The sequence below is a fragment of the Rhodococcus sp. NPDC055112 genome (genome assembly GCF_053607505.1).
In genome coordinates, this window is sequence record NZ_JBSGTR010000045.1 from 17,041 (window position 1) to 34,503 (window position 17,463).

Annotated in this window: 21 protein-coding genes; 13 read left to right on the top strand and 8 right to left on the bottom strand. The window is 70.1% G+C overall.

Annotated elements, in window-relative coordinates:
* Positions 1-4 precede the first annotated feature (4 nt).
* Positions 5-766, top strand: coding sequence for a 16S rRNA (uracil(1498)-N(3))-methyltransferase (locus ACWFRB_RS18730; RefSeq protein ID WP_452642664.1), 762 nt, complete (start codon positions 5-7; stop codon positions 764-766).
* A gap of 5 nt (positions 767-771) precedes the next feature.
* Complete coding sequence (locus ACWFRB_RS18735; RefSeq protein WP_452642666.1) at positions 772-1,545, top strand: alpha/beta hydrolase family protein; 774 nt, start codon at positions 772-774, stop codon at positions 1,543-1,545.
* A 1-nt stretch (position 1,546) separates the two neighbouring features.
* Here the strand turns inward: ACWFRB_RS18735 and ACWFRB_RS18740 are convergent, their stop codons facing one another.
* The 6 genes from ACWFRB_RS18740 to ACWFRB_RS18765 form a co-directional block, all read right to left on the bottom strand.
* A complete protein-coding gene (locus ACWFRB_RS18740; protein ID WP_452642668.1) occupies positions 1,547-2,410 on the bottom strand; it encodes an SMP-30/gluconolactonase/LRE family protein in 864 nt (287 codons plus the stop codon).
* 81 nt (positions 2,411-2,491) lie between these two features.
* Positions 2,492-2,764 carry a putative quinol monooxygenase gene (locus ACWFRB_RS18745; RefSeq protein ID WP_452642714.1) on the bottom strand — a complete coding sequence of 91 codons (273 nt, stop codon included), beginning with the start codon at positions 2,762-2,764 and terminating at the stop codon, positions 2,492-2,494.
* A gap of 8 nt (positions 2,765-2,772) precedes the next feature.
* A complete protein-coding gene (locus tag ACWFRB_RS18750; protein ID WP_452642670.1) occupies positions 2,773-3,444 on the bottom strand; it encodes a DMP19 family protein in 672 nt (223 codons plus the stop codon).
* A gap of 12 nt (positions 3,445-3,456) precedes the next feature.
* The gene (locus tag ACWFRB_RS18755; protein WP_452642672.1) at positions 3,457-4,053 is read right to left on the bottom strand and encodes an immunity 22 family protein; all 597 of its coding nucleotides are present in this window, start codon (positions 4,051-4,053) and stop codon (positions 3,457-3,459) included.
* A 74-nt stretch (positions 4,054-4,127) separates the two neighbouring features.
* Positions 4,128-4,970, bottom strand: coding sequence for a hypothetical protein (locus ACWFRB_RS18760; protein WP_452642674.1), 843 nt, complete (start codon positions 4,968-4,970; stop codon positions 4,128-4,130).
* A 189-nt stretch (positions 4,971-5,159) separates the two neighbouring features.
* Positions 5,160-6,740: an MFS transporter gene (locus tag ACWFRB_RS18765; RefSeq protein WP_452642676.1), complete on the bottom strand. Its 1,581-nt coding sequence runs from the start codon at positions 6,738-6,740 to the stop codon at positions 5,160-5,162.
* 137 nt (positions 6,741-6,877) lie between these two features.
* On the opposite strand from ACWFRB_RS18765, the gene ACWFRB_RS18770 reads away from it, so the two are divergent.
* The 7 genes from ACWFRB_RS18770 (at position 6,878) to ACWFRB_RS18800 (ending at position 12,410) form a co-directional block, all read left to right on the top strand.
* Entirely contained in the window at positions 6,878-7,543 is a 666-nt protein-coding gene (locus tag ACWFRB_RS18770; RefSeq protein ID WP_452642678.1) for a TetR/AcrR family transcriptional regulator, read from the top strand.
* 219 nt (positions 7,544-7,762) lie between these two features.
* Positions 7,763-8,764 (top strand): PhoH family protein, encoded by a 1,002-nt coding sequence (locus ACWFRB_RS18775; RefSeq protein WP_452642716.1) that lies wholly within the window; start codon positions 7,763-7,765, stop codon positions 8,762-8,764.
* 78 nt (positions 8,765-8,842) lie between these two features.
* The gene (ybeY, locus tag ACWFRB_RS18780) at positions 8,843-9,385 is read left to right on the top strand and encodes an rRNA maturation RNase YbeY (RefSeq protein WP_452642680.1); all 543 of its coding nucleotides are present in this window, start codon (positions 8,843-8,845) and stop codon (positions 9,383-9,385) included.
* The gene (locus tag ACWFRB_RS18785) at positions 9,382-10,704 is read left to right on the top strand and encodes a hemolysin family protein (protein ID WP_452642681.1); all 1,323 of its coding nucleotides are present in this window, start codon (positions 9,382-9,384) and stop codon (positions 10,702-10,704) included. Before ybeY ends, ACWFRB_RS18785 begins: the two co-directional genes overlap by 4 nt.
* The gene (locus tag ACWFRB_RS18790) at positions 10,697-11,107 is read left to right on the top strand and encodes a cytidine deaminase (RefSeq protein WP_452642683.1); all 411 of its coding nucleotides are present in this window, start codon (positions 10,697-10,699) and stop codon (positions 11,105-11,107) included. Before ACWFRB_RS18785 ends, ACWFRB_RS18790 begins: the two co-directional genes overlap by 8 nt.
* Complete coding sequence (gene era / locus ACWFRB_RS18795; RefSeq protein ID WP_037175549.1) at positions 11,097-12,017, top strand: GTPase Era; 921 nt, start codon at positions 11,097-11,099, stop codon at positions 12,015-12,017. Before ACWFRB_RS18790 ends, era begins: the two co-directional genes overlap by 11 nt.
* A gap of 3 nt (positions 12,018-12,020) precedes the next feature.
* A complete protein-coding gene (locus ACWFRB_RS18800; RefSeq protein ID WP_452642685.1) occupies positions 12,021-12,410 on the top strand; it encodes a hypothetical protein in 390 nt (129 codons plus the stop codon).
* 9 nt (positions 12,411-12,419) lie between these two features.
* Here the strand turns inward: ACWFRB_RS18800 and ACWFRB_RS18805 are convergent, their stop codons facing one another.
* Complete coding sequence (locus ACWFRB_RS18805) at positions 12,420-12,971, bottom strand: TetR/AcrR family transcriptional regulator (RefSeq protein WP_452642686.1); 552 nt, start codon at positions 12,969-12,971, stop codon at positions 12,420-12,422.
* A gap of 3 nt (positions 12,972-12,974) precedes the next feature.
* Positions 12,975-14,390 (bottom strand): amidase, encoded by a 1,416-nt coding sequence (locus ACWFRB_RS18810; protein ID WP_452642688.1) that lies wholly within the window; start codon positions 14,388-14,390, stop codon positions 12,975-12,977.
* A 128-nt stretch (positions 14,391-14,518) separates the two neighbouring features.
* Here ACWFRB_RS18810 and ACWFRB_RS18815 point away from each other — a divergent pair, with 128 nt between their 5' ends.
* From ACWFRB_RS18815 to ACWFRB_RS18830, 4 genes are read left to right on the top strand one after another with little or no spacing between them, the layout of a single operon-like run.
* A complete protein-coding gene (locus tag ACWFRB_RS18815; protein ID WP_452642690.1) occupies positions 14,519-15,385 on the top strand; it encodes an alpha/beta fold hydrolase in 867 nt (288 codons plus the stop codon).
* 60 nt (positions 15,386-15,445) lie between these two features.
* Positions 15,446-16,294, top strand: a complete 849-nt coding sequence (gene recO, locus ACWFRB_RS18820) for a DNA repair protein RecO (protein WP_452642692.1) — start codon at positions 15,446-15,448, stop codon at positions 16,292-16,294.
* A complete protein-coding gene (locus ACWFRB_RS18825) occupies positions 16,260-17,057 on the top strand; it encodes an isoprenyl transferase (RefSeq protein WP_392981582.1) in 798 nt (265 codons plus the stop codon). The genes recO and ACWFRB_RS18825 overlap by 35 nt, the downstream gene beginning before the upstream one ends.
* Positions 17,054-17,458 carry a hypothetical protein gene (locus tag ACWFRB_RS18830; protein ID WP_452642693.1) on the top strand — a complete coding sequence of 135 codons (405 nt, stop codon included), beginning with the start codon at positions 17,054-17,056 and terminating at the stop codon, positions 17,456-17,458. Before ACWFRB_RS18825 ends, ACWFRB_RS18830 begins: the two co-directional genes overlap by 4 nt.
* Positions 17,459-17,463: the final 5 nt, after the last annotated feature.

Consider the following 17,463-nt stretch of genomic DNA (forward strand, 5'->3'; position numbering starts at 1 on the left):
GAACATGGCCGCGACGGTGTTCTATCTGGACCCGCTGCCCGAGGTCGGCGCCGTCGCCGTGCTCGACGGCAAGGAGGGCAGGCACGCCGCCACGGTGCGCCGGATCCGGGTCGGTGAGCGGCTGGTGCTCTCCGACGGCCGGGGTGCCGTCGCGGACGCGGTGGTCGTCGAGGTCGGCAAGGACCGCCTCGACCTGGAGGTCACCGCCCGCGCCACCGTCCCTGCGGCCGCCCCGGCGGTGATGCTGGTGCAGGCGCTGCCGAAGGCGGAGCGCTCCGAGCTGGCGGTCGAGCTGGCCACCGAGGCAGGCATCGACGCGATCGTGCCCTGGCAGTCCGCGCGGTGCGTGGCCCGCTGGGAGGGCCCGAAGGCCGACAAGGGCGTCGCGAAATGGCGCGCGGTGGCTGCGGCCGCTGCGAAACAGTCACGGCGAGCACATATTCCGGAGGTACTCGACCTGCACCGCACGCCCGCCGTTGTCGAGCGGGTGGCGGCCGCGGTGGCCGGTGGCGCCGTGGTCGCGGTGCTGCACGAGTCGGCAACGACGGCGCTGGCGGAGCTGCCGCTGGCCACGGCGGCCGAGATGCTGCTGGTGGTCGGGCCGGAGGGCGGCCTGGACGACGCGGAGGTCGACGCGCTGACCGCGGCGGGCGCGGTCGCGGTGCGCCTGGGGCCGACGGTGCTGCGGACCTCCACGGCGGGCGCCGTGGCGCTCGGCGCGATCGGTGTGCTGACCGACCGCTGGTCCGCGCGGCCCCTGCAGTAGTCGCCGTGCCCCGCCAACGCGTCGACTACGGGCCCGAGCCGCAGCAGTTCGGGCACCTGTACCTGCCCGCCGCCCCGGTCGCAGACCCGGTGCCGGTGGTGATGCTCGTGCACGGCGGCTACTGGAGCGCCGATTTCCACCTGAATCTGGCGACTTCCCTCGCCATCGAACTGGCACGGCTCGGCGTGGCGTCGTGGAACGTCGAGTACCGCCGGGTCGGCGCGGGCGGCGGCTGGGAGCAGACCAGTGCCGACATGGAGGCCGCGCTGGCCGCGGTCGGCAGCGTGCTGCCCGCCCTGTCACCGATCCCGCTGGACCTGGCCAACGTCCGGATCGTCGGTCACTCCGCGGGAGCGCAGCTGGCGTTATGGGTTGCCGGACAACGGGATTCCCCGGTCCGCCCCGAGCGGGTCGTCACGCAGGCGGGCGCGATGGACCTGGCGGCGCGTGCGGCCGGTCGCACGGCCGGCGCCGCCCTGGCGGCGTTCTTCGGCGCGCGATTCGAGGACGCGCCGCAGCTCTATCGCGACGCCTCACCGGTATATCGGGTCCCGATCGGTGTCCCGGTGGTCTGCATCCACGGCGCGGAGGACATCCAGGTTCCGGCGGCGGCCAGCCGCGCGTACCGGGATGCCGCGGCGGCGGCCGGGGACACGGTGGTGTTCTGGGAGGTGCCGGGCGAGGGGCACAACGACTTCCTCTCCCGCGGTTCCCGCAGCTGGGACCTGACCCTGCGGGCCCTGCTCGACGACGATCCGTGGTCGACGCCGCAGGGGTGACTCAGGCCGCCGGACCTGGCCATCCGGATCCCGGCGCGGGCGCGGTCGCGCTGATCACGGTGCCCTCCCACGCCTCGTGGTCCATCAGGCGCTCGGCTCCCGGCCACCGCGCGGCGACGACGAACAGGGTGTCGCCGTCTGCCCCGCCGAGCGCGCAGGCGAAGGCGCCGCGATCGAGCTGCACCCGGTCGAGGACCTGACCGCCCTCCGCGACGCGCACGCAGCACCGGTCGCCGACGTCGGCGTACCAGGCGGCGCCCTCGGCGTCGAGGCAGATGCCGTCGGGTGAGTGGTCGCCGACGTCGGCCCAGACACGCCGGTTCGTCAGCGACCCGTCGGCCTCGATGTCGAAGGCGGTGAGCCGGTGACGGTAGGACTCGGCGACGATGAGCGTGGCATTGTCGGCGGTGACGGCCATGCCGTTAGGAAAGGCCAGGTCCTCGGCAACCACGCGTGCTCGCCCGTCCGCGGTGACCAGCGCAACGAATCCGGGTGCGGTCCCGGCCGCGGGCGGCCCGGCGGCGAAGTCGAAGTTGATGTTGTTGACGTAGGTGTTTCCCCGGCCGTCGACGACGATGTCGTTGCTGCCGTAGGGCGACAGCGCCGACAGGTCCGCGTAGCGCGTGAGGGTTCGGTCGGGGGACAGGCGCAGCAGCGCTCGCTCGGGGCCCGAGGCGAGCACCGGCGCCCCGTCGGGCAGGAAGTCGAAGCACAGCGGCAACGACCGGTGCTCGACCACGGCCTCGAGCCGGCCCTCCTGGTCGATCGCGTGGATCACCCCGGCCGTCCAGTCCGCGAACCACAGCCGGCCGTCGTGCCAGCGTGGGGATTCCAGCTGGCCGAAACCGCTCGCCACTGTCAGCATCACTCGCATGATCCGCCTCCCGTTGTGCCCTTGGGGAGGTAGACCGGTCGGCGGGGCGAAACTCATCGGTCCGATGCCGGCCTAGAAGGTCTGGGTGTAGATGAGTGCAGGCGCAGCCTGTTCGAGTTGGTCCAGTTCTCCGACAATGCTCACGAAGTGGGACGTCCTGGTGTGCGCATCGAGGTGCTCCTGAGATTCCCATTCCTCGACCAACATCAGTTCCCGTGGGTCGTCGACCTGCTGCAGGAGCTCATAGCTCGTGCATCCCGGCTCCTTCCTCGTCTCCGCCACGAGCCGGTCGTAGAGCTCGAGAACTTTGTCGAGGTGTTCGGTTGGCACGGTGCTTCCGACCATCACTCTGATCAAGACCTGTTCCCCATCCGTTCTTCTCCCACCTTCCGCGTACGAGTGCCGTAGTGCTGCACGACGAGTCGCGCGAGCCGGTCGGGGTACCCCCAGAATGCCTCGTCCAGCCCCTGCAGCCGGTCATGGTCGGCCTCGGTGAGCAGACCTGGAAGATCGGCGAGTGAGACGACCTCGCCGGAGCGCCCGTAAGGCTCGATCACCGCGTACATCCCGCGGACGAGATCTGCGGCTCTGCATGCGCCGATCACGTCGAGTGATGCGACGGCGGTGAGATGGTTACGCTCGCCCCAGTTGCCGAAGAACTGCAAGAACCCGCCGTTGTTGATGTTGGCCTCCAGTCGCCACAATGCGACCAGCTCGCGGTCGCGCTGCGACACGGCATCCACGTCCCACCCCGCCTGCCGCAAGCGACCGAGCGCGGCCTCGTAGAGGCGGTCTTGGAGGATGTCCCAGACGCTCACCATGCCCTCGTCGCCGGGTTCCCACAGCTCCGGCCAGTTCACACCGTGCCCGTCGTCGGCGAGCACCCAGCGGGTGCGCTCGGCGGGTGCCGCCTTCTCGACCCGGATGTAGCGCACGATCGGCGTCGTCAGCACGTCGCCGTTCGTCAGGGTCAGCACGATGTCGGCGTCAGTGAATGCGACCTCGGCGATTCGGTAGTCAGTCATCAAGCGAAGCTCTCACACGTCCTCGAGCAGGCCGATGTAGGGCAACCCGTTGTAGGTCTTGGCCGGGTCGCGGATCACCTGGGTGGGATCCGCGTACACGAACGCGGCGTTCGCCGAGATGATGTCGCGTGCCGCGCACACTCGTACGATCCGCTCCGCCGATTCCTCGGAGGTCAGCGTCGACTCGTCGACGACATCCCGCACCGACACGGGGGTCGGCATCCAGATCACCTGCAGGAGGTCGTCGTCGTAGAGGAACCGTTCGCCGAGGTCGGCGGAGAATCCGCAGCCGGTCACGTCGCCGGTAGCGCGCTCGATGTCCTCTACGTCCAGCGACCAGTACGCCGCGTCGTGGTCGAAGTAGCTGCCGAACGTGGCCTCGTCGAGAGAGGTGTTGCCGATCCAGAAGTGCAACGCCGAGAACGGCCGCGGCGGCGACGGCGGCCCGTACTGCTCGACCCAGTCGAACAGAGTCCCCGGAGTCAGGCCACGGCGCTCCTCCAGCTCCGGGAAACCACCCGGAGGTGTCCGGTGCAGGGCCTCGTCGACCACCGCACGGATGAATTCGTCGGAGTGGTCCACCGCCTTCTTGATGTCGTACCTGTCCATGCCGTCGGCTTTCTGTCGGGAGGCGAGGATTGCGCGTTCGGGTAGAGGGGACCGATTTGGAGGGACCATTCGGCCTAGAAGGCCGGATGGCCTGCACCCCGCCAGGCCGCAGTGAGTACCTCGGAGTTCTCGGTGTACTGGGGCGCCCCGTACGCCATGGCTGCGTGTCGGAGTGTGGTCTGCGCGTTGCTCCACGGGTCAGAAAGGACTTCTTCGAACTCCCCGTCGACGCTGACCGTTTCAATAGCGCCTGGATCGATCATCCGCGCTCGTCTGTTGAGTTCGCTGTTGATCAGAACGAGCCCGTGCCCGACAGGTGAGCCCGCCGAGCCGGCGCCTGGAATCAGAAGAGTGGATTCGTGATTGCCCGCTAGGTAGCTGGTTCCGTCCGGCTGGTCGGCCAGCCAACGACGCCAGCACGCATCGAACTCGGCCGCGGCGTCGGGCGAAATCCCGGCTGCAAGCCTGTCCGCCATCGTGAGGGTGAGGCTCTGAGCCACGGCGACAACAGCGGCGACGTGCTCGCCGGCGCGTCCGAATAGGAGCGATGGTGCGAGTTCCTCGAGAATGGTCACGCGATAGGTGCGCGCGTACTGCGCGCGGTCAAAATTGTGTTGAAGAGCCTCGGTCGCGGCTGATTCCTCAGCCGTGGTGGGCTCGCCCACGCTGACGCGCAGCAATCGACCGGGCCATTTCGTGGCAAGGACATCAGCGAGTGAATAGTCGACAACGAGACAGGGCGGCTCGAACGGTTGCTTGACGTAGACATCCCCAGCCGCCGGAATCCCGGCGCCGCCCTCGACGAACAGATAACCCTCACGGCGACCAGACATCGACCCATCTGACATCGAATCAGTATGCCAGCCCCACAGACGCAGATCCGCCACGCGGCCAACGAGCGACACCAACAGCTGCACCCACACTCATTCTTTCGAATTCGTTCCACGCGAAAGGTTGTGGACAGGAACCGCACTGTCTCGTCTGCGCGCGACGGACCCGCGAACGATGAGCCCAGGTCAAAAATCCCGGAGACACCGCAGAGGCTTGTAGAGCTAGAGATAGAGCAAGCGGGGGAGGTCTGATTGCGCCCCGTTCGGGGCAGGCCGTCACCTTGGCTCGCGGCCCGGCAGGATCACCGCCACCAGCACCGCGCCGATGGCGAGCGCGAGCCCGCCTGCCAGGCTCGCGCTCACGATCGCGTCCGCGAACGAGGTGGAGGCCGCCTCGAGGAGCGGCTGTGCGTACGAGGCCGACAGCGGATTGCCCGCCAGTTCCTGCGCCACGAGGGCCGCGCCGCCGACAGACTCCCGCGAGACCTCCATCGCGTAGTCGGCCTTGGCGGCGAGGTCTCCGCCGAGCTGGGGGAGCGGCGCGCCGTCGATGAAGCCGGCGATCGAGTCCTTGTAGCCGGCGGCCAGGATGGAACCGAGGATGGCGATGCCGAGCGATCCGCCCAGCTCGATCGCGGTGTCGTTGAGTCCGCCCGCGGCGCCGAGGTCGTTGTCGGGGAAGCTGCCCATGATCGCGTCGGTCGCAGGGGGTTGGCTCAGGCCGACACCGACACCGAGCAGCACCAGCGGCACGAGGAAGTCGAGGTAGCCCGAGCCGCCGTCGACCCGCGTCAGCAGCAGCACGCCCGCCGCGGCGAGGACCATGCCTGCCACGATCGAGCTGCGCACGCCGATGCGCGGGGTGATCCGGCCGCTGACGATCGCGCCGGCGGACACTGCCGCGGCGAGGGGCAGCAACCGGACGCCGGTCTCGAGCGGGCCGTAGCCGAGCACGAACTGGAACTCCTGGGCGATGAAGTAGATGGCGCCGAACGCGGACAGGAACAGCAGCAGCACCGCGAGGGTCGAGCCGCCGACGGCGCGCTCGCCGAGCTTGCGCACGTTCAGCAGCGGCTGCGGGTGCCGCAGCTCCCAGGCGACGAACGCCGCGAGCCCGACCAGTGCCGTGGCGGCGCCGACGAGCGGGCCTGTGCCCCAACCGAAGTGGAAGCCGTTGATGATCGCGTAGACGAGCGCCCCGATCGCGACCACCGACAGCAGGCCCCCGATCCAGTCGACGCGGCCAAGGCCCTCCGCGCGCGACGGCGGCACCAGGATCACGGCGGCGACGGCCGCGACCGCGGCGATGGGGACGTTGATGAGGAAGGTCGCGTTCCAGGAGTGGCTCTCGAGGATCCAGCCCGCCAGCAGCGGTCCGAACGCGATGGCCAGCCCGGAGGTGGCCGCCCATGCGGCGATCGCGCGGGAGCGCTCGGACTTGGGGAAGGTCGCGACCAGCAGCGAGAGCGTCGCGGGCATGATGATCGCCGCGCCGACGCCCATGGTCATCCTGGCGGCGATCACCGCGGTCGTGGTGCCCGCGAGGCTGCCGAACACCGCGCCGCCGCCGAACACCAGCAGGCCGGTCAGCAGCGCGCCGCGGCGGCTGTACTTGTCGCCGATCACGCCTGCCAGCAGCATCAGCGCCGCGTAGGGCACGGTGTAGCCGTCGATGACCCACTGCAGCTGCGCGCTGGTCAGGCCGAGGTCCCTTGTCATGTCCGGCGCCGCCACGATGAGCGCGGTGTTCGCCATCACCACGATCAGCAGGCTCAAGCACAGCACGCCGAGCGCGGCCCAGCGCCAGCGATAGGGCTGCTCCATCCGGGAGACCGGCTTGGTCGCGAGTGTCGTCATCTTCGGCGCTCCGTTCGGCGGCGGCGGTCCGTGCCCGGACCTATCTGCACATTGATGTGCAAGTTAATAGCTTGCACACTGCTGTGCAACTATGCTTGACGCAGATCACATCGGGCGGCGAGAGGGTGGATGCGACGGTGGCGGAGCCGGTGAGGCGTCGACGCAGCGAGGCGCGGGCCAATCGGACGCGCATCATCGACGCCGCGATCGGCGCCTTCGCCGCCGATCCGGACGCGAGCATGGACGACGTCGCCCGCGCGGCAGGGGTGGTCCGCCGCACGGTCTATGCGCATTTCCCCAGCCGGGAGGCGCTCGTCGAGGGCATCGCGGACGAGGCGTCCGCCGCGCTGGTCGCGTCGTTCGGTGCGGACATCGCGCGGCCGGAGCGCCCCGACCTCGCGCTCGCCGTGCTCGCCCTGCTGACCTGGCCGGTCGGCGACCGGTTCCGGATGCTGCTGACCTTCGCGCGCAAGGAGCTCGGCGAGCAGCGGATGCTCGACCTGATGGAACCGGCGCGGGCGCCGACCATCGCCCTCGTCGAGCAGGGCCAGCGCGACGGGCTCTTCTCCTCGTATCTGCCCGCCGGGCTCCTGGTCGCGATGACCGAGGCCGTCACGATGACCCTGCTCGACCAGGCCAACAAGGGCGGCATCCGCGATTCCGGGGAGTCGTTCGGCGTCACCTCGCTGGTGCTGCTCGGGGTCCCGCCCGAGCGAGCGGCGGCGGTGGTCGAGGAGGCATGGGCGTGGATCCGCGACACCGCGGGCCCTCCGGTGTCCGCGGCTGGCCCTGACCGGCGGTAATCGTGTGGGCGGCGCGAACGACCCGCGATAGACTTCGAGGTATCAGGGCGGCCCGAGCCGTCGGGACACGGAACCAGGAAAGCAGGCCATAGCTACCACGTGAGTGCAGACAGCGACATGGGCGATCAGTCGGACGACGCAGGGGGACGCGCTTCGCGCGCAGGGGCGAAGGCCAACGGCAATCAGGACCGCCCGGCGCAGCGCACGGTGCGGTCGAGCATGGAGGTCTCACCCGACGCGGTGCTCCCGCTGCTCGGTTCCTCGGACCAGAACCTCAAGGAACTCGAACGCGCCCTCGACGCAGACATTCACGTTCGTGGCAATGCGATCACCCTCACCGGCAGGGCTGCGGACGTCGCGCTGGCCGAGCGGGTGATCGGCGAGCTGATCGCCGTCGTCGCAGGCGGCAACACCCTGACCCCGGACGCGGTGCGGCGCAGCATCGCGATGCTCACCGAGGGCATCTCCGAATCGCCCGCGGAGGTCCTGAGCTTGGACATCCTGTCCCGGCGCGGCAAGACCATCCGGCCCAAGACGGTCAACCAGAAGCGATACGTCGACGCGATCGACGCGAACACCATCGTCTTCGGCATCGGTCCCGCCGGCACCGGCAAGACCTACCTCGCCATGGCCAAGGCCGTGCAGGCGCTGCAGAGCAAGAACGTCAGCCGGATCATCCTGACCCGCCCCGCGGTCGAGGCGGGCGAGCGGCTCGGGTTCCTGCCCGGCACCCTGCACGAGAAGATCGACCCGTACCTGCGGCCGCTGCACGACGCGCTGCACGACATGATGGACCCCGAGGCCATCCCGAAGCTGATGCAGGCAGGCGTCATCGAGGTCGCCCCGCTCGCCTACATGCGTGGCCGCACCCTCAACGACGCGTTCATCATCCTGGACGAGGCGCAGAACACCACGGCCGAGCAGATGAAGATGTTCCTGACCCGGCTCGGGTTCGGTTCCAAGATCGTGGTGACCGGCGACGTGACCCAGGTGGACCTGCCCGGCGGCGCCCGGTCCGGGCTGCGGGCGGCCTCGGAGATCCTGACCGACATCGACGACATCCACTTCGCGGAGCTCACCAGCGCGGACGTGGTCCGGCACCGCCTGGTCTCCGACATCGTCGACGCCTACGAACGTTTCGAGACCGAGCGGATCGACGAGGTCAAGCTCGGCAACCGCTCGCAGCGCCGGGCGGCGCAGGCCCGCTCGTCGCGGCGCTGACGGTCGGCCCACCGCCCACGTGACCACACCGCCCCCGCCCATTCCCCGCCGCAGGCGGCCCCGAGGAGAACGACTGTCATGAGCATTGAGGTATCCAACGAGTCCGGGATCGACGTCTCCGAGGGCGAGCTGATCAGCGTCGCACGGTTCGTCATCGGCCGGATGGACGTGCACCCGGCGGCCGAGCTGTCGATGGTGCTCGTCGACCTCGACACGATGGCCGACCTGCACATGCGGTGGATGGACCTGCCCGGCCCGACGGACGTGATGTCCTTCCCGATGGACGAGCTCGAGCCCGGCGGCCGGCCCGACGCCCCCGAACCCGGACCGGCGATGCTCGGCGACATCGTGCTGTGCCCCGCGTTCGCCGCCGACCAGGCAGCCAAGGCCGGCCATTCCACCGCGCACGAGCTGGCGCTGCTCACCGTGCACGGTGTCCTGCACCTGCTCGGCTACGACCACGCCGAGCCGGAGGAGGAGAAGGAGATGTTCGCGCTGCAGAACAGCCTGCTCGCCGACTGGTACGACGAACTGCGCCTGGCCGAGCGGGAGGCGGAACTGGCCGCCCGTGACCGCAGGCTGCTGGGCAAGACCGGGTTCTTCGACGGCCCCGAGCAGTGAGTGATGAGCTAGTCCAGATCCTGCTGGCCGCGGTCCTGGTACCGCTCGGTGGGCTGTTCGCCGCCATCGACTCCGCGCTCAACACGATTTCCCGGGCCCGGGTCGAGGACCTGGCGAAGGATGCGCGTCCGGGTGCGCAGCGGCTGCTGATGGTCGTGGCGGACCGGCCCCGGTACGTCAATCTCATGGTGCTGCTGCGGATCCTGGCCGAGATCACCGCCACGGTCCTGCTCGCGGCCGCGCTGCTGGACATGCTCGAGCGGAGCTGGGCGCTGCTGGTCACCGCGGTCGTCATGGTGCTCATCGACTACGTCGCGATCGGGGTGGGGCCGCGGACCATCGGCCGCCAGCACGCGTACTCGATCACGCTCGCCGCGGCGCTGCCGCTGCAGGTGATCGGCGTCCTGTTCTCCCCGGTCAGCCGGCTGCTCATCCTGGTCGGCAACGCGCTCACCCCGGGTCGGGGTTTTCGCAACGGCCCCTTCGCCTCCGAGATCGAGCTGCGTGAGCTGGTCGACATGGCGCAGGAGCGCGGGGTGGTGGCCGACGAGGAACGCCGGATGATCCAGTCCGTGTTCGAGCTCGGCGACACCCCGGCCAGGGAGGTGATGGTCCCGCGCACCGAGATGGTGTGGATCGAGGCGACCAAGTCCGCGGGTCAGGCGACCTCGCTTGCCGTCCGCAGCGGTCACTCCCGGATCCCGGTGATCGGCGAGAACGTCGACGACATCCTCGGCGTCGTGTACCTCAAGGACCTGGTCCAGAGGACGTATCACTCGACCGACGGCGGCCGTGGCGTCACCGTCGGCGAGGTGATGCGCCCGCCGGTGTTCGTGCCCGACTCCAAGCCGCTCGACAGCCTGCTCGCGGAGATGCAGCGCGACCGCAACCACATGGCGCTGCTGGTCGACGAGTACGGCGGCATCGCCGGGCTGGTCACCATCGAGGACGTCATCGAGGAGATCGTCGGCGAGATCGCCGACGAGTACGACATCGGCGAGATCGCGCCGGTGGAGGACCTCGGCGACGGTCGCTTTCGGCTCTCGGCCCGCCTGCCGATCGAGGACCTCGCCGAGCTTTTCGAGATGGAGATCGACAACGACGAGGTGGAGACGGTCGGCGGGCTGCTCGGCTACGGGCTCGGCCGCGTCCCGCTGCCGGGCTCGGAGGTCACCACCGACGGCCTGATGCTGCGTGCCGAGGGCGGCAGCGACGTCCGCGGCCGTGTCCGGATCAGTACTGTTCTTGCATGGAGAGCGCCCGAACCGGACGCCGACTCGGTCGGCGATGACGAGGGAGACGAGGGCCGACATGACTGAGCATCTCGACGAGGAGGACGCCAAGCTGGTGGTCCTCGCCCGCGGGGCGATGGGGCGAACGGGCGGCACGCAGGGTGCCGCGGTGCGGGACCTCGACGGTCGCACCTACGCCGCGGGTCCGGTCTCGCTCGACGCCCTGACCCTGACCGCGTTGCAGGCCGCGATCGCCGCGGCACTCTCGAGCGGGGCGGAGGGTTTCGAGGCCGCCGCGGTGGTGGGCGACCTGCCCGGCAGCGCCCCGGACATCGTGACCGCCGTCCGGGACAACGAGCCCGGGGTGCTCGCGCTGACCGAGGTGACGCCATCCGCCAAGCTGATCGCCGCCCGAGCCGACGGCTCGGACCCCTATGTCATGGGCTGGGAGCCCTACCGACCCATTTCTGGAGATGCCCATGAGCACTGAGACCGAATTCCGTTCCGGCTTTGTCTGTTTCGTCGGACGGCCGAACACCGGCAAGTCGACGCTGACCAACGCGCTGGTCGGCAGCAAGATCGCGATCACCTCGTCGCGGCCGCAGACCACCCGGCACACCATCCGCGGCATCGTGCACCGCCCGCATGCCCAGCTGATCCTGGTCGACACCCCCGGGCTGCACCGGCCGAGGACGCTGCTCGGTCAGCGTTTGAACGACCTGGTGCGCGACACCTACTCCGAGGTCGACGCGATCGGCCTGTGCATCCCCGCGGACGAGAAGATCGGCCCCGGCGACCGTTGGATCCTCGAGCAGGTCCGCCAGATGGCGCCGAAGACCAAGCTGATCGGCATCGTCACCAAGATCGACAAGGTCAGCCGGGAGAAGGTCGCCGAGCAGCTGGTGGCGCTGTCGAAGCTGCTCGGACCCGAGACCGACGTGATCCCGGTGTCGGCGGCATCGGGCGAGCAGGTCGAGATGCTGGTGGACCTCCTGGCGAAGTCGATGGACGAGGGCCCGGCGTTCTACCCGGACGGCGAGATCACGGACGAGCCGGAGGAGACGCTGATGGCCGAGCTCATCCGCGAGGCCGCGCTCGAGGGGCTCGGCGACGAGCTGCCGCACTCGCTGGCCGTGGTGATCGAGGAGGTCATAGAGCGCGAGGGTCGCACCGAGAAGCAGGGCGAGATGCTCGACGTGCACGCGCTGCTCTACGTCGAGCGGCCCAGCCAGAAGGGCATCGTGATCGGCAAGGGCGGTGCCCGGCTGCGCGAGGTCGGCACCAAGGCGCGCACCCAGATCGAGAAGCTGCTCGGCACCCGGATCTTCCTTGAGCTGCACGTGAAGGTCGCCAAGGACTGGCAGCGCGACCCGAAACAGCTGGGCCGCCTGGGGTTCTAGCCGGTGCGGCCGCTTCGGAGCGGCACGGTCCGCGGCGTCGGGATCGCCGTGGGCGTGTTGTCGTGCTCGGTATTGGTGGGGTGCTCGGGCGGCGACCAGGAGGTCCGCAGGACTCCACCACCCGACGACATGTACATGATGTGGTCGCAGGCGCCGGTCGATCACGCGGACGCTTTCAGGTCGACCTCGGATACCTGCGCGGGCGTGGCGCGCCTGCTCGAATCCAGCGAGGCGTTCCGGCGTCAGATCGGCGACGGCGACTGGACACGCGAGTACGAGGCCGCGTGGATGCTCGACCTGGTCCGGTCCTCGCCCGCCTGGGTCATGGCCAGCGACGAGGAACGGGCAGATCTGATTCGCGGCTACGACGCCGCGGTTGAGGGGGAGTGCTGATCGGGGCTCTCACCGCGGCAGGACGAGCCTGAGGATGGCCGCGGACACGTCCTGTGCGGTACCGGTTGCCAGGCGGCGCAGCTGCAGGCCTGCGATGGTCGCGACCAGGGTCGGCGCGATCGCGGCGGCGTCGGGAATCCCGAGTGCTTCGAGGATGGTCACCGTGAGCGTGTCGTAGGCAGCGAAGCACTCGTCGGCGGCCGCTTGTAGCTCGGGGTCGCGGCCGGCCTGGATGTACAGCTCGAACGGCGCCATCCGCTCGGCGTCGAACGCGAGGTCCCGGACCACCTGCTCGGTCAGGGAGGCGGCGTCCTGCACGCTCAACCCGGCATCCCGGTACTGCTCGGCCAGGGCGGTCAGCCGAGCGGTCTCGGCGGTGACGAACCCGAGCAGCGCGTCGCGCAGCAGGTCCGTCTGGCTGGGGAAGTGGTAGGTGATCGAGCCGAGCGAGACCTCGGCCTGCGCCGCGATCCGACGGTTGGTGACGGCGGCGATGCCGTCGGTGCCGATGATGTGCAGGACCGCGGCGAGGATCCGCTCACGAACCGGGGCCTCGCTCACCGGTCACCACCACTGTTCGGGACGTTCACGATCCCAACGTAGTTCACGCTCGAGCTGGGCCGCGAGCGAGACCAGCAGCGGCTCGGTGTTGTCGTGCCCCATCAGCTGCGCGCCGACCGGCAGGCCGTCCGAGGTGAAGCCGGCGGGCACGTTCACACTCGGCCACCCCAGGATGTTCCACGGCCAGGTGTACGGGCAGGCGGCGGTGATCACCTTGTCCGTCTCGAAGTGCCCGATGCCGTCGATCGCGTCCACCGGCGGCGGCGGGGTGGCGGTGGTCGGGGCGAGGATGACGTCGAAGTCGTTGAAGATGGTGCCGATCCGCCTGCGCATGCGCGGCTCGGCGGCGCGGGACGCGCGCAACGGCAGGCCCCCCAGTAGCCTGCCGGTGCGCGCGTTGGACAGGGTGCGCGGGTCGAGCAGCGTCGGGTCCGGCACCCGCGAGCGCCACTGTTCCAGCCCGGCCATCGACCGCGGCAGGAAATTCGTGCCCAACAGCAGCCCGTAGGCGGGGTCCGCGACGGTCACCTCGTGGCCGAGGCGGCGCAGCGCGTGCGCGGTGGCGCCGATCGCCTCCTTGACCTCGGGGTGCAGGGTCCTCGGCGTGGCCGTGTAGGGGATCTTCAGCGACAATGCGATCCGCAGCTTGCCGGGCTCGCGGTCCACGGCGTCACGCACGGTCACCGGCGGGGGCTGGTGCAGGTCGCCCTCGTGGCTGCCGGAGACCAGGTCGAGCAGGAGCGCCGCGTCCGCCACCGTGCGGGCGAGCGGGCCCATGACGGTGATGCCGTAGAAGGCCTCGGCGTCGGGCCAGGTGGAGATCCGTCCGCGCTGCGGCTTGATGCCGACCAGGTTGGTCCACGACGCCGGGATGCGGACCGAACCCGCGCCGTCCGAGCCGAGCGCGGCCGGTACCAACCCGGCGGCGACCGCGGCCGCGCTGCCACCGGAGGATCCGCCGGGGGTCCGCTCGCGCGCCCACGGGTTCCTGGTGTGCCCGAAGCTGCCGCCGGTGAACGGCCACTGGCCGAGCTCGGGGCTGTTGGTCTTGCCGACGATGACCGCACCCGCGGCGCGGAGTCGCCGCACGACCTCGGAATCCGCGGTCTTGGCGGGGAACTCGCCCGGGCAGCCGAAGGCCGTCGGTTCGCCGGTGACGTCGACGTCGTCCTTCACCGCGATCGGCACGCCGAGCAGTGGCAGGCGTTCACCCGCGGCCAGCCGACGGTCGGCCTCGGCCGCCTCCGCGAGCGCGGCCTCGCGGCGAACCACCCGGAAGGCGTTGAGGCCCGGCTGGCTGGCATCGATGGCGTCCAGGCTGTGGCGAACCCGGTCGACGGACGTGGACGCGCCGGTCGCCAGAGAACGTGCGGTCTCCTCGAGTCCGAGCTCCCTTGTGTCTTCGATGTGCGTGCTCACGCCGTGCCTCCCCGTGTCTGTTCGTTCGAACGAACAGTACCTCTGGGCGGTGTCGCCCGCCAGGTTTTCGCGCCAGGAGGCCAGGCCGGTGAGTAACTTTGGGCCCAGCGCCGAACATCGGAGGAGTCATGAGCGGTGACCTGAGGGCCTGGGAAGGGCGTGGGCGCCACCTCGAGGTCGACGGGAACCGGATCTTCGTCGCCGAGGTAGGGGAGGGAACCGGCACTCCGCTCGTGATCGTGCACGGGTTTCCCGGTTCGTCGCACGACTTCGCCGCGGTGGCGGAGCGGCTCGGGTCCGGTCGGCGGGTGGTGCTGCTCGACCTGCTGGGGTTCGGGCTGTCCGACAAGCCGGCCGCCGCCAGCTACTCGCTGTTCGAGCAGGCGGACCTGGTGGAGGCCGTGCTCGGCAAACTGGGCATCGGCCGCTGTGTGCTGATCGCCCACGACATGGGGGACACCGTGGTGGCCGAGCTCATGTACCGGCACAATCACGGCGCACTGGGGTTCGTTCCCGAGCAGGTCATCCTGACCAACGGCTCGATCTTCATCGACCTCGCGCAGCTGACGTCCGGCCAGCGCGCGATGCTGCGACTGCCCGCGCGGGCCCTGCCGTTCTCGCCCCCGCGATGGTTGCTGGCCCGCGCGCTCGACCGCAGCTTCTCGCCGCGCGCGCCCGCCCCTGCCGGTGCCATCGACGCCCTGATCGAGGCGATCGAGCGCGACGGCGGCGGGCGGCTGCTGCCCCGTCAGAACCGCTACATTCTCGAGCGCCGGGCGCATCAGGATCGCTGGACCGCGGGGCTGGTGGAGTACCGGGAGCCGCTGACGCTGCTGTGGGGCGAGTGTGACCCCATCGCCGTCCCCGACATGCCGGCGCGGCTGCTCGAACTGCGCCCCGACACCGCGGTGACCGTGCTACCCGACATCGGGCACTGGCCGCAGCTCGAGGCGCCGGACCGGCTCGCCGAGCTGATCGGGCAGCGGCTGGATTGACGCGGTGCGCGCCGAGGCGGGCGGTCCGGGATTGTCCCCGCATCGTGGGACACTTTCCGGGTGAGGTTGTACCGGGACCACGCGGTGGTGTTGCGCCAGCACAAGCTGGGCGAGGCCGACCGCATCGTCACCCTGCTGACCCGTCAGCACGGGCTGGTGCGGGCGGTGGCCAAGGGTGTGCGCCGGACCAAGTCGAAGTTCGGGGCCCGCCTGGAGCCGTTCGCGCACATCGACGTGCAGCTCTACCCCGGCCGCAACCTCGACATCGTCACCCAGGTGCAGACCCTGGACGCCTTCGCAGGGGACATCGTCGACGACTACGGCCGGTACACCACAGCCTGCGCGGTGCTCGAGACCGCGGAGCGGCTCGCGGGCGAGGAGCGGGCCCCCGCCCTTCGGCTGCATCAGCTCACCGTCGGCGCGCTGCGCGCGGTTGGGGAGCAGGTCCGGCCGCCCGAGCTGATCCTCGATGCGTTCCTGTTGCGGGCCATGGGTTTCGCCGGCTGGGCACCCGCGTTGGAGGAGTGTGCGCGGTGCGCCGCGCCCGGTCCGCATCGGGCCTTCCACGTGGCCGCGGGCGGGGCGGTGTGCGTGCACTGCCGACCGCCGGGCTCGGCGACACCATCCCCTGGCGTGCTCGACCTGATGGACGCGCTCGCCCGCGGCGAGTGGGCGAACACCGAGACCGTCACGGCCGCGGTCCGCGCGCAGGCCAGCGGGCTGGTCGCCGCGCACCTGCAGTGGCACCTCGAGCGTCAGCTGCGCACCCTGCCGTTGATCGAGCGCTCGCGGCCGCACGCCGTGGTCGAGTCGGATGCCGCGGATCCGCGGGCGGTGGCGGGACCACCCCGTCCGGTCGGGCAGGATGGTGATCGTGATTCGACGACGCGAACCGCAAGCTCCGCCTAACCGCGTGATCCGGCCCCCGGCCCCCCACCCCTCCGGCGCCAGGGCGCCGATCCTGCAGCCCGAGCTGATCCCGCGGCATGTCGCGTTGGTGATGGACGGCAACGGTCGCTGGGCCCAGGAGCGGGGCCTGCCGCGCACCGCGGGACACGAGCGCGGCGAGGCGGTGTTGATGGACACCCTCGAGGGCTGCATCGAGATCGGCGTGAAGTGGCTCTCGGCGTACGCGTTCTCCACCGAGAACTGGAAGCGCAGTCCCGAGGAGGTGAAGTTCCTGATGGGCTTCAACCGGGACGTGATCCGGCGTCGGCGCGACGAGATGCACGAGATGGGTGTGCGGGTGCGCTGGGCGGGGCGCAGGCCAAGGCTGTGGGCGAGCGTCATCAAGGAGCTCGAGGTCGCCGAGGAGCTGACCAAGCACAACACCACGATGACCCTGACGATGTGCGTGAACTACGGCGGTCGAGCCGAGATCGCCGACGCGGCACGGGAGATCGCGCGTCGGGTGGCGGCGGGCGAGCTGAACCCGGAGAAGGTCACCGAGGCGACCGTCGCGAAGTATCTCGACGAGCCCGACATGCCCGACGTGGACCTGTTCCTGCGTCCCTCGGGTGAGCTGCGCACGTCGAACTTCCTGATCTGGCAGTCCGCATACGCGGAGATGGTGTTCCAGGAGAAGCTGTTTCCGGACTTCGACCGCCGCGACCTGTGGGCCGCGTGCGTCGAGTACGCCTCGCGCGACCGAAGGTTCGGAGGAGTGAAGTGACGGGCGCCGGGACCGCCGAGCAGCTGCAGGTCCGCGCGCGTGATGCGCTCGCGCATTTCGTGGAGGTGCGCGAATCCGACGACGGGTCATTGGGTTTCGAGTACGCGGGCGCCCTGTGCTCGCTGCGGGCGGTGAACCTCGCGCCCGGACTCGACGTGCTGTCGGTGACCGCCGTGCTGGCGTGGGACCGTCCCGTCAAGCCCGCGCTGCACAAGAAGGTCGCCGAGAAGAACTCGATGATGCAGTTCGGGTCGATCACGGTGATCACCCGCGGCAAGTTGGCCGACGTGATCCTGCGCTACACCTTCCCGGCCGCCGGGCTCGAGGACGAGGCGCTCACCACCATGCTGCTGCTGGTGCTCTCGGGCGCGGATCAGGGTCGGCAGGGGTTGCTGCCGTAGTCGCC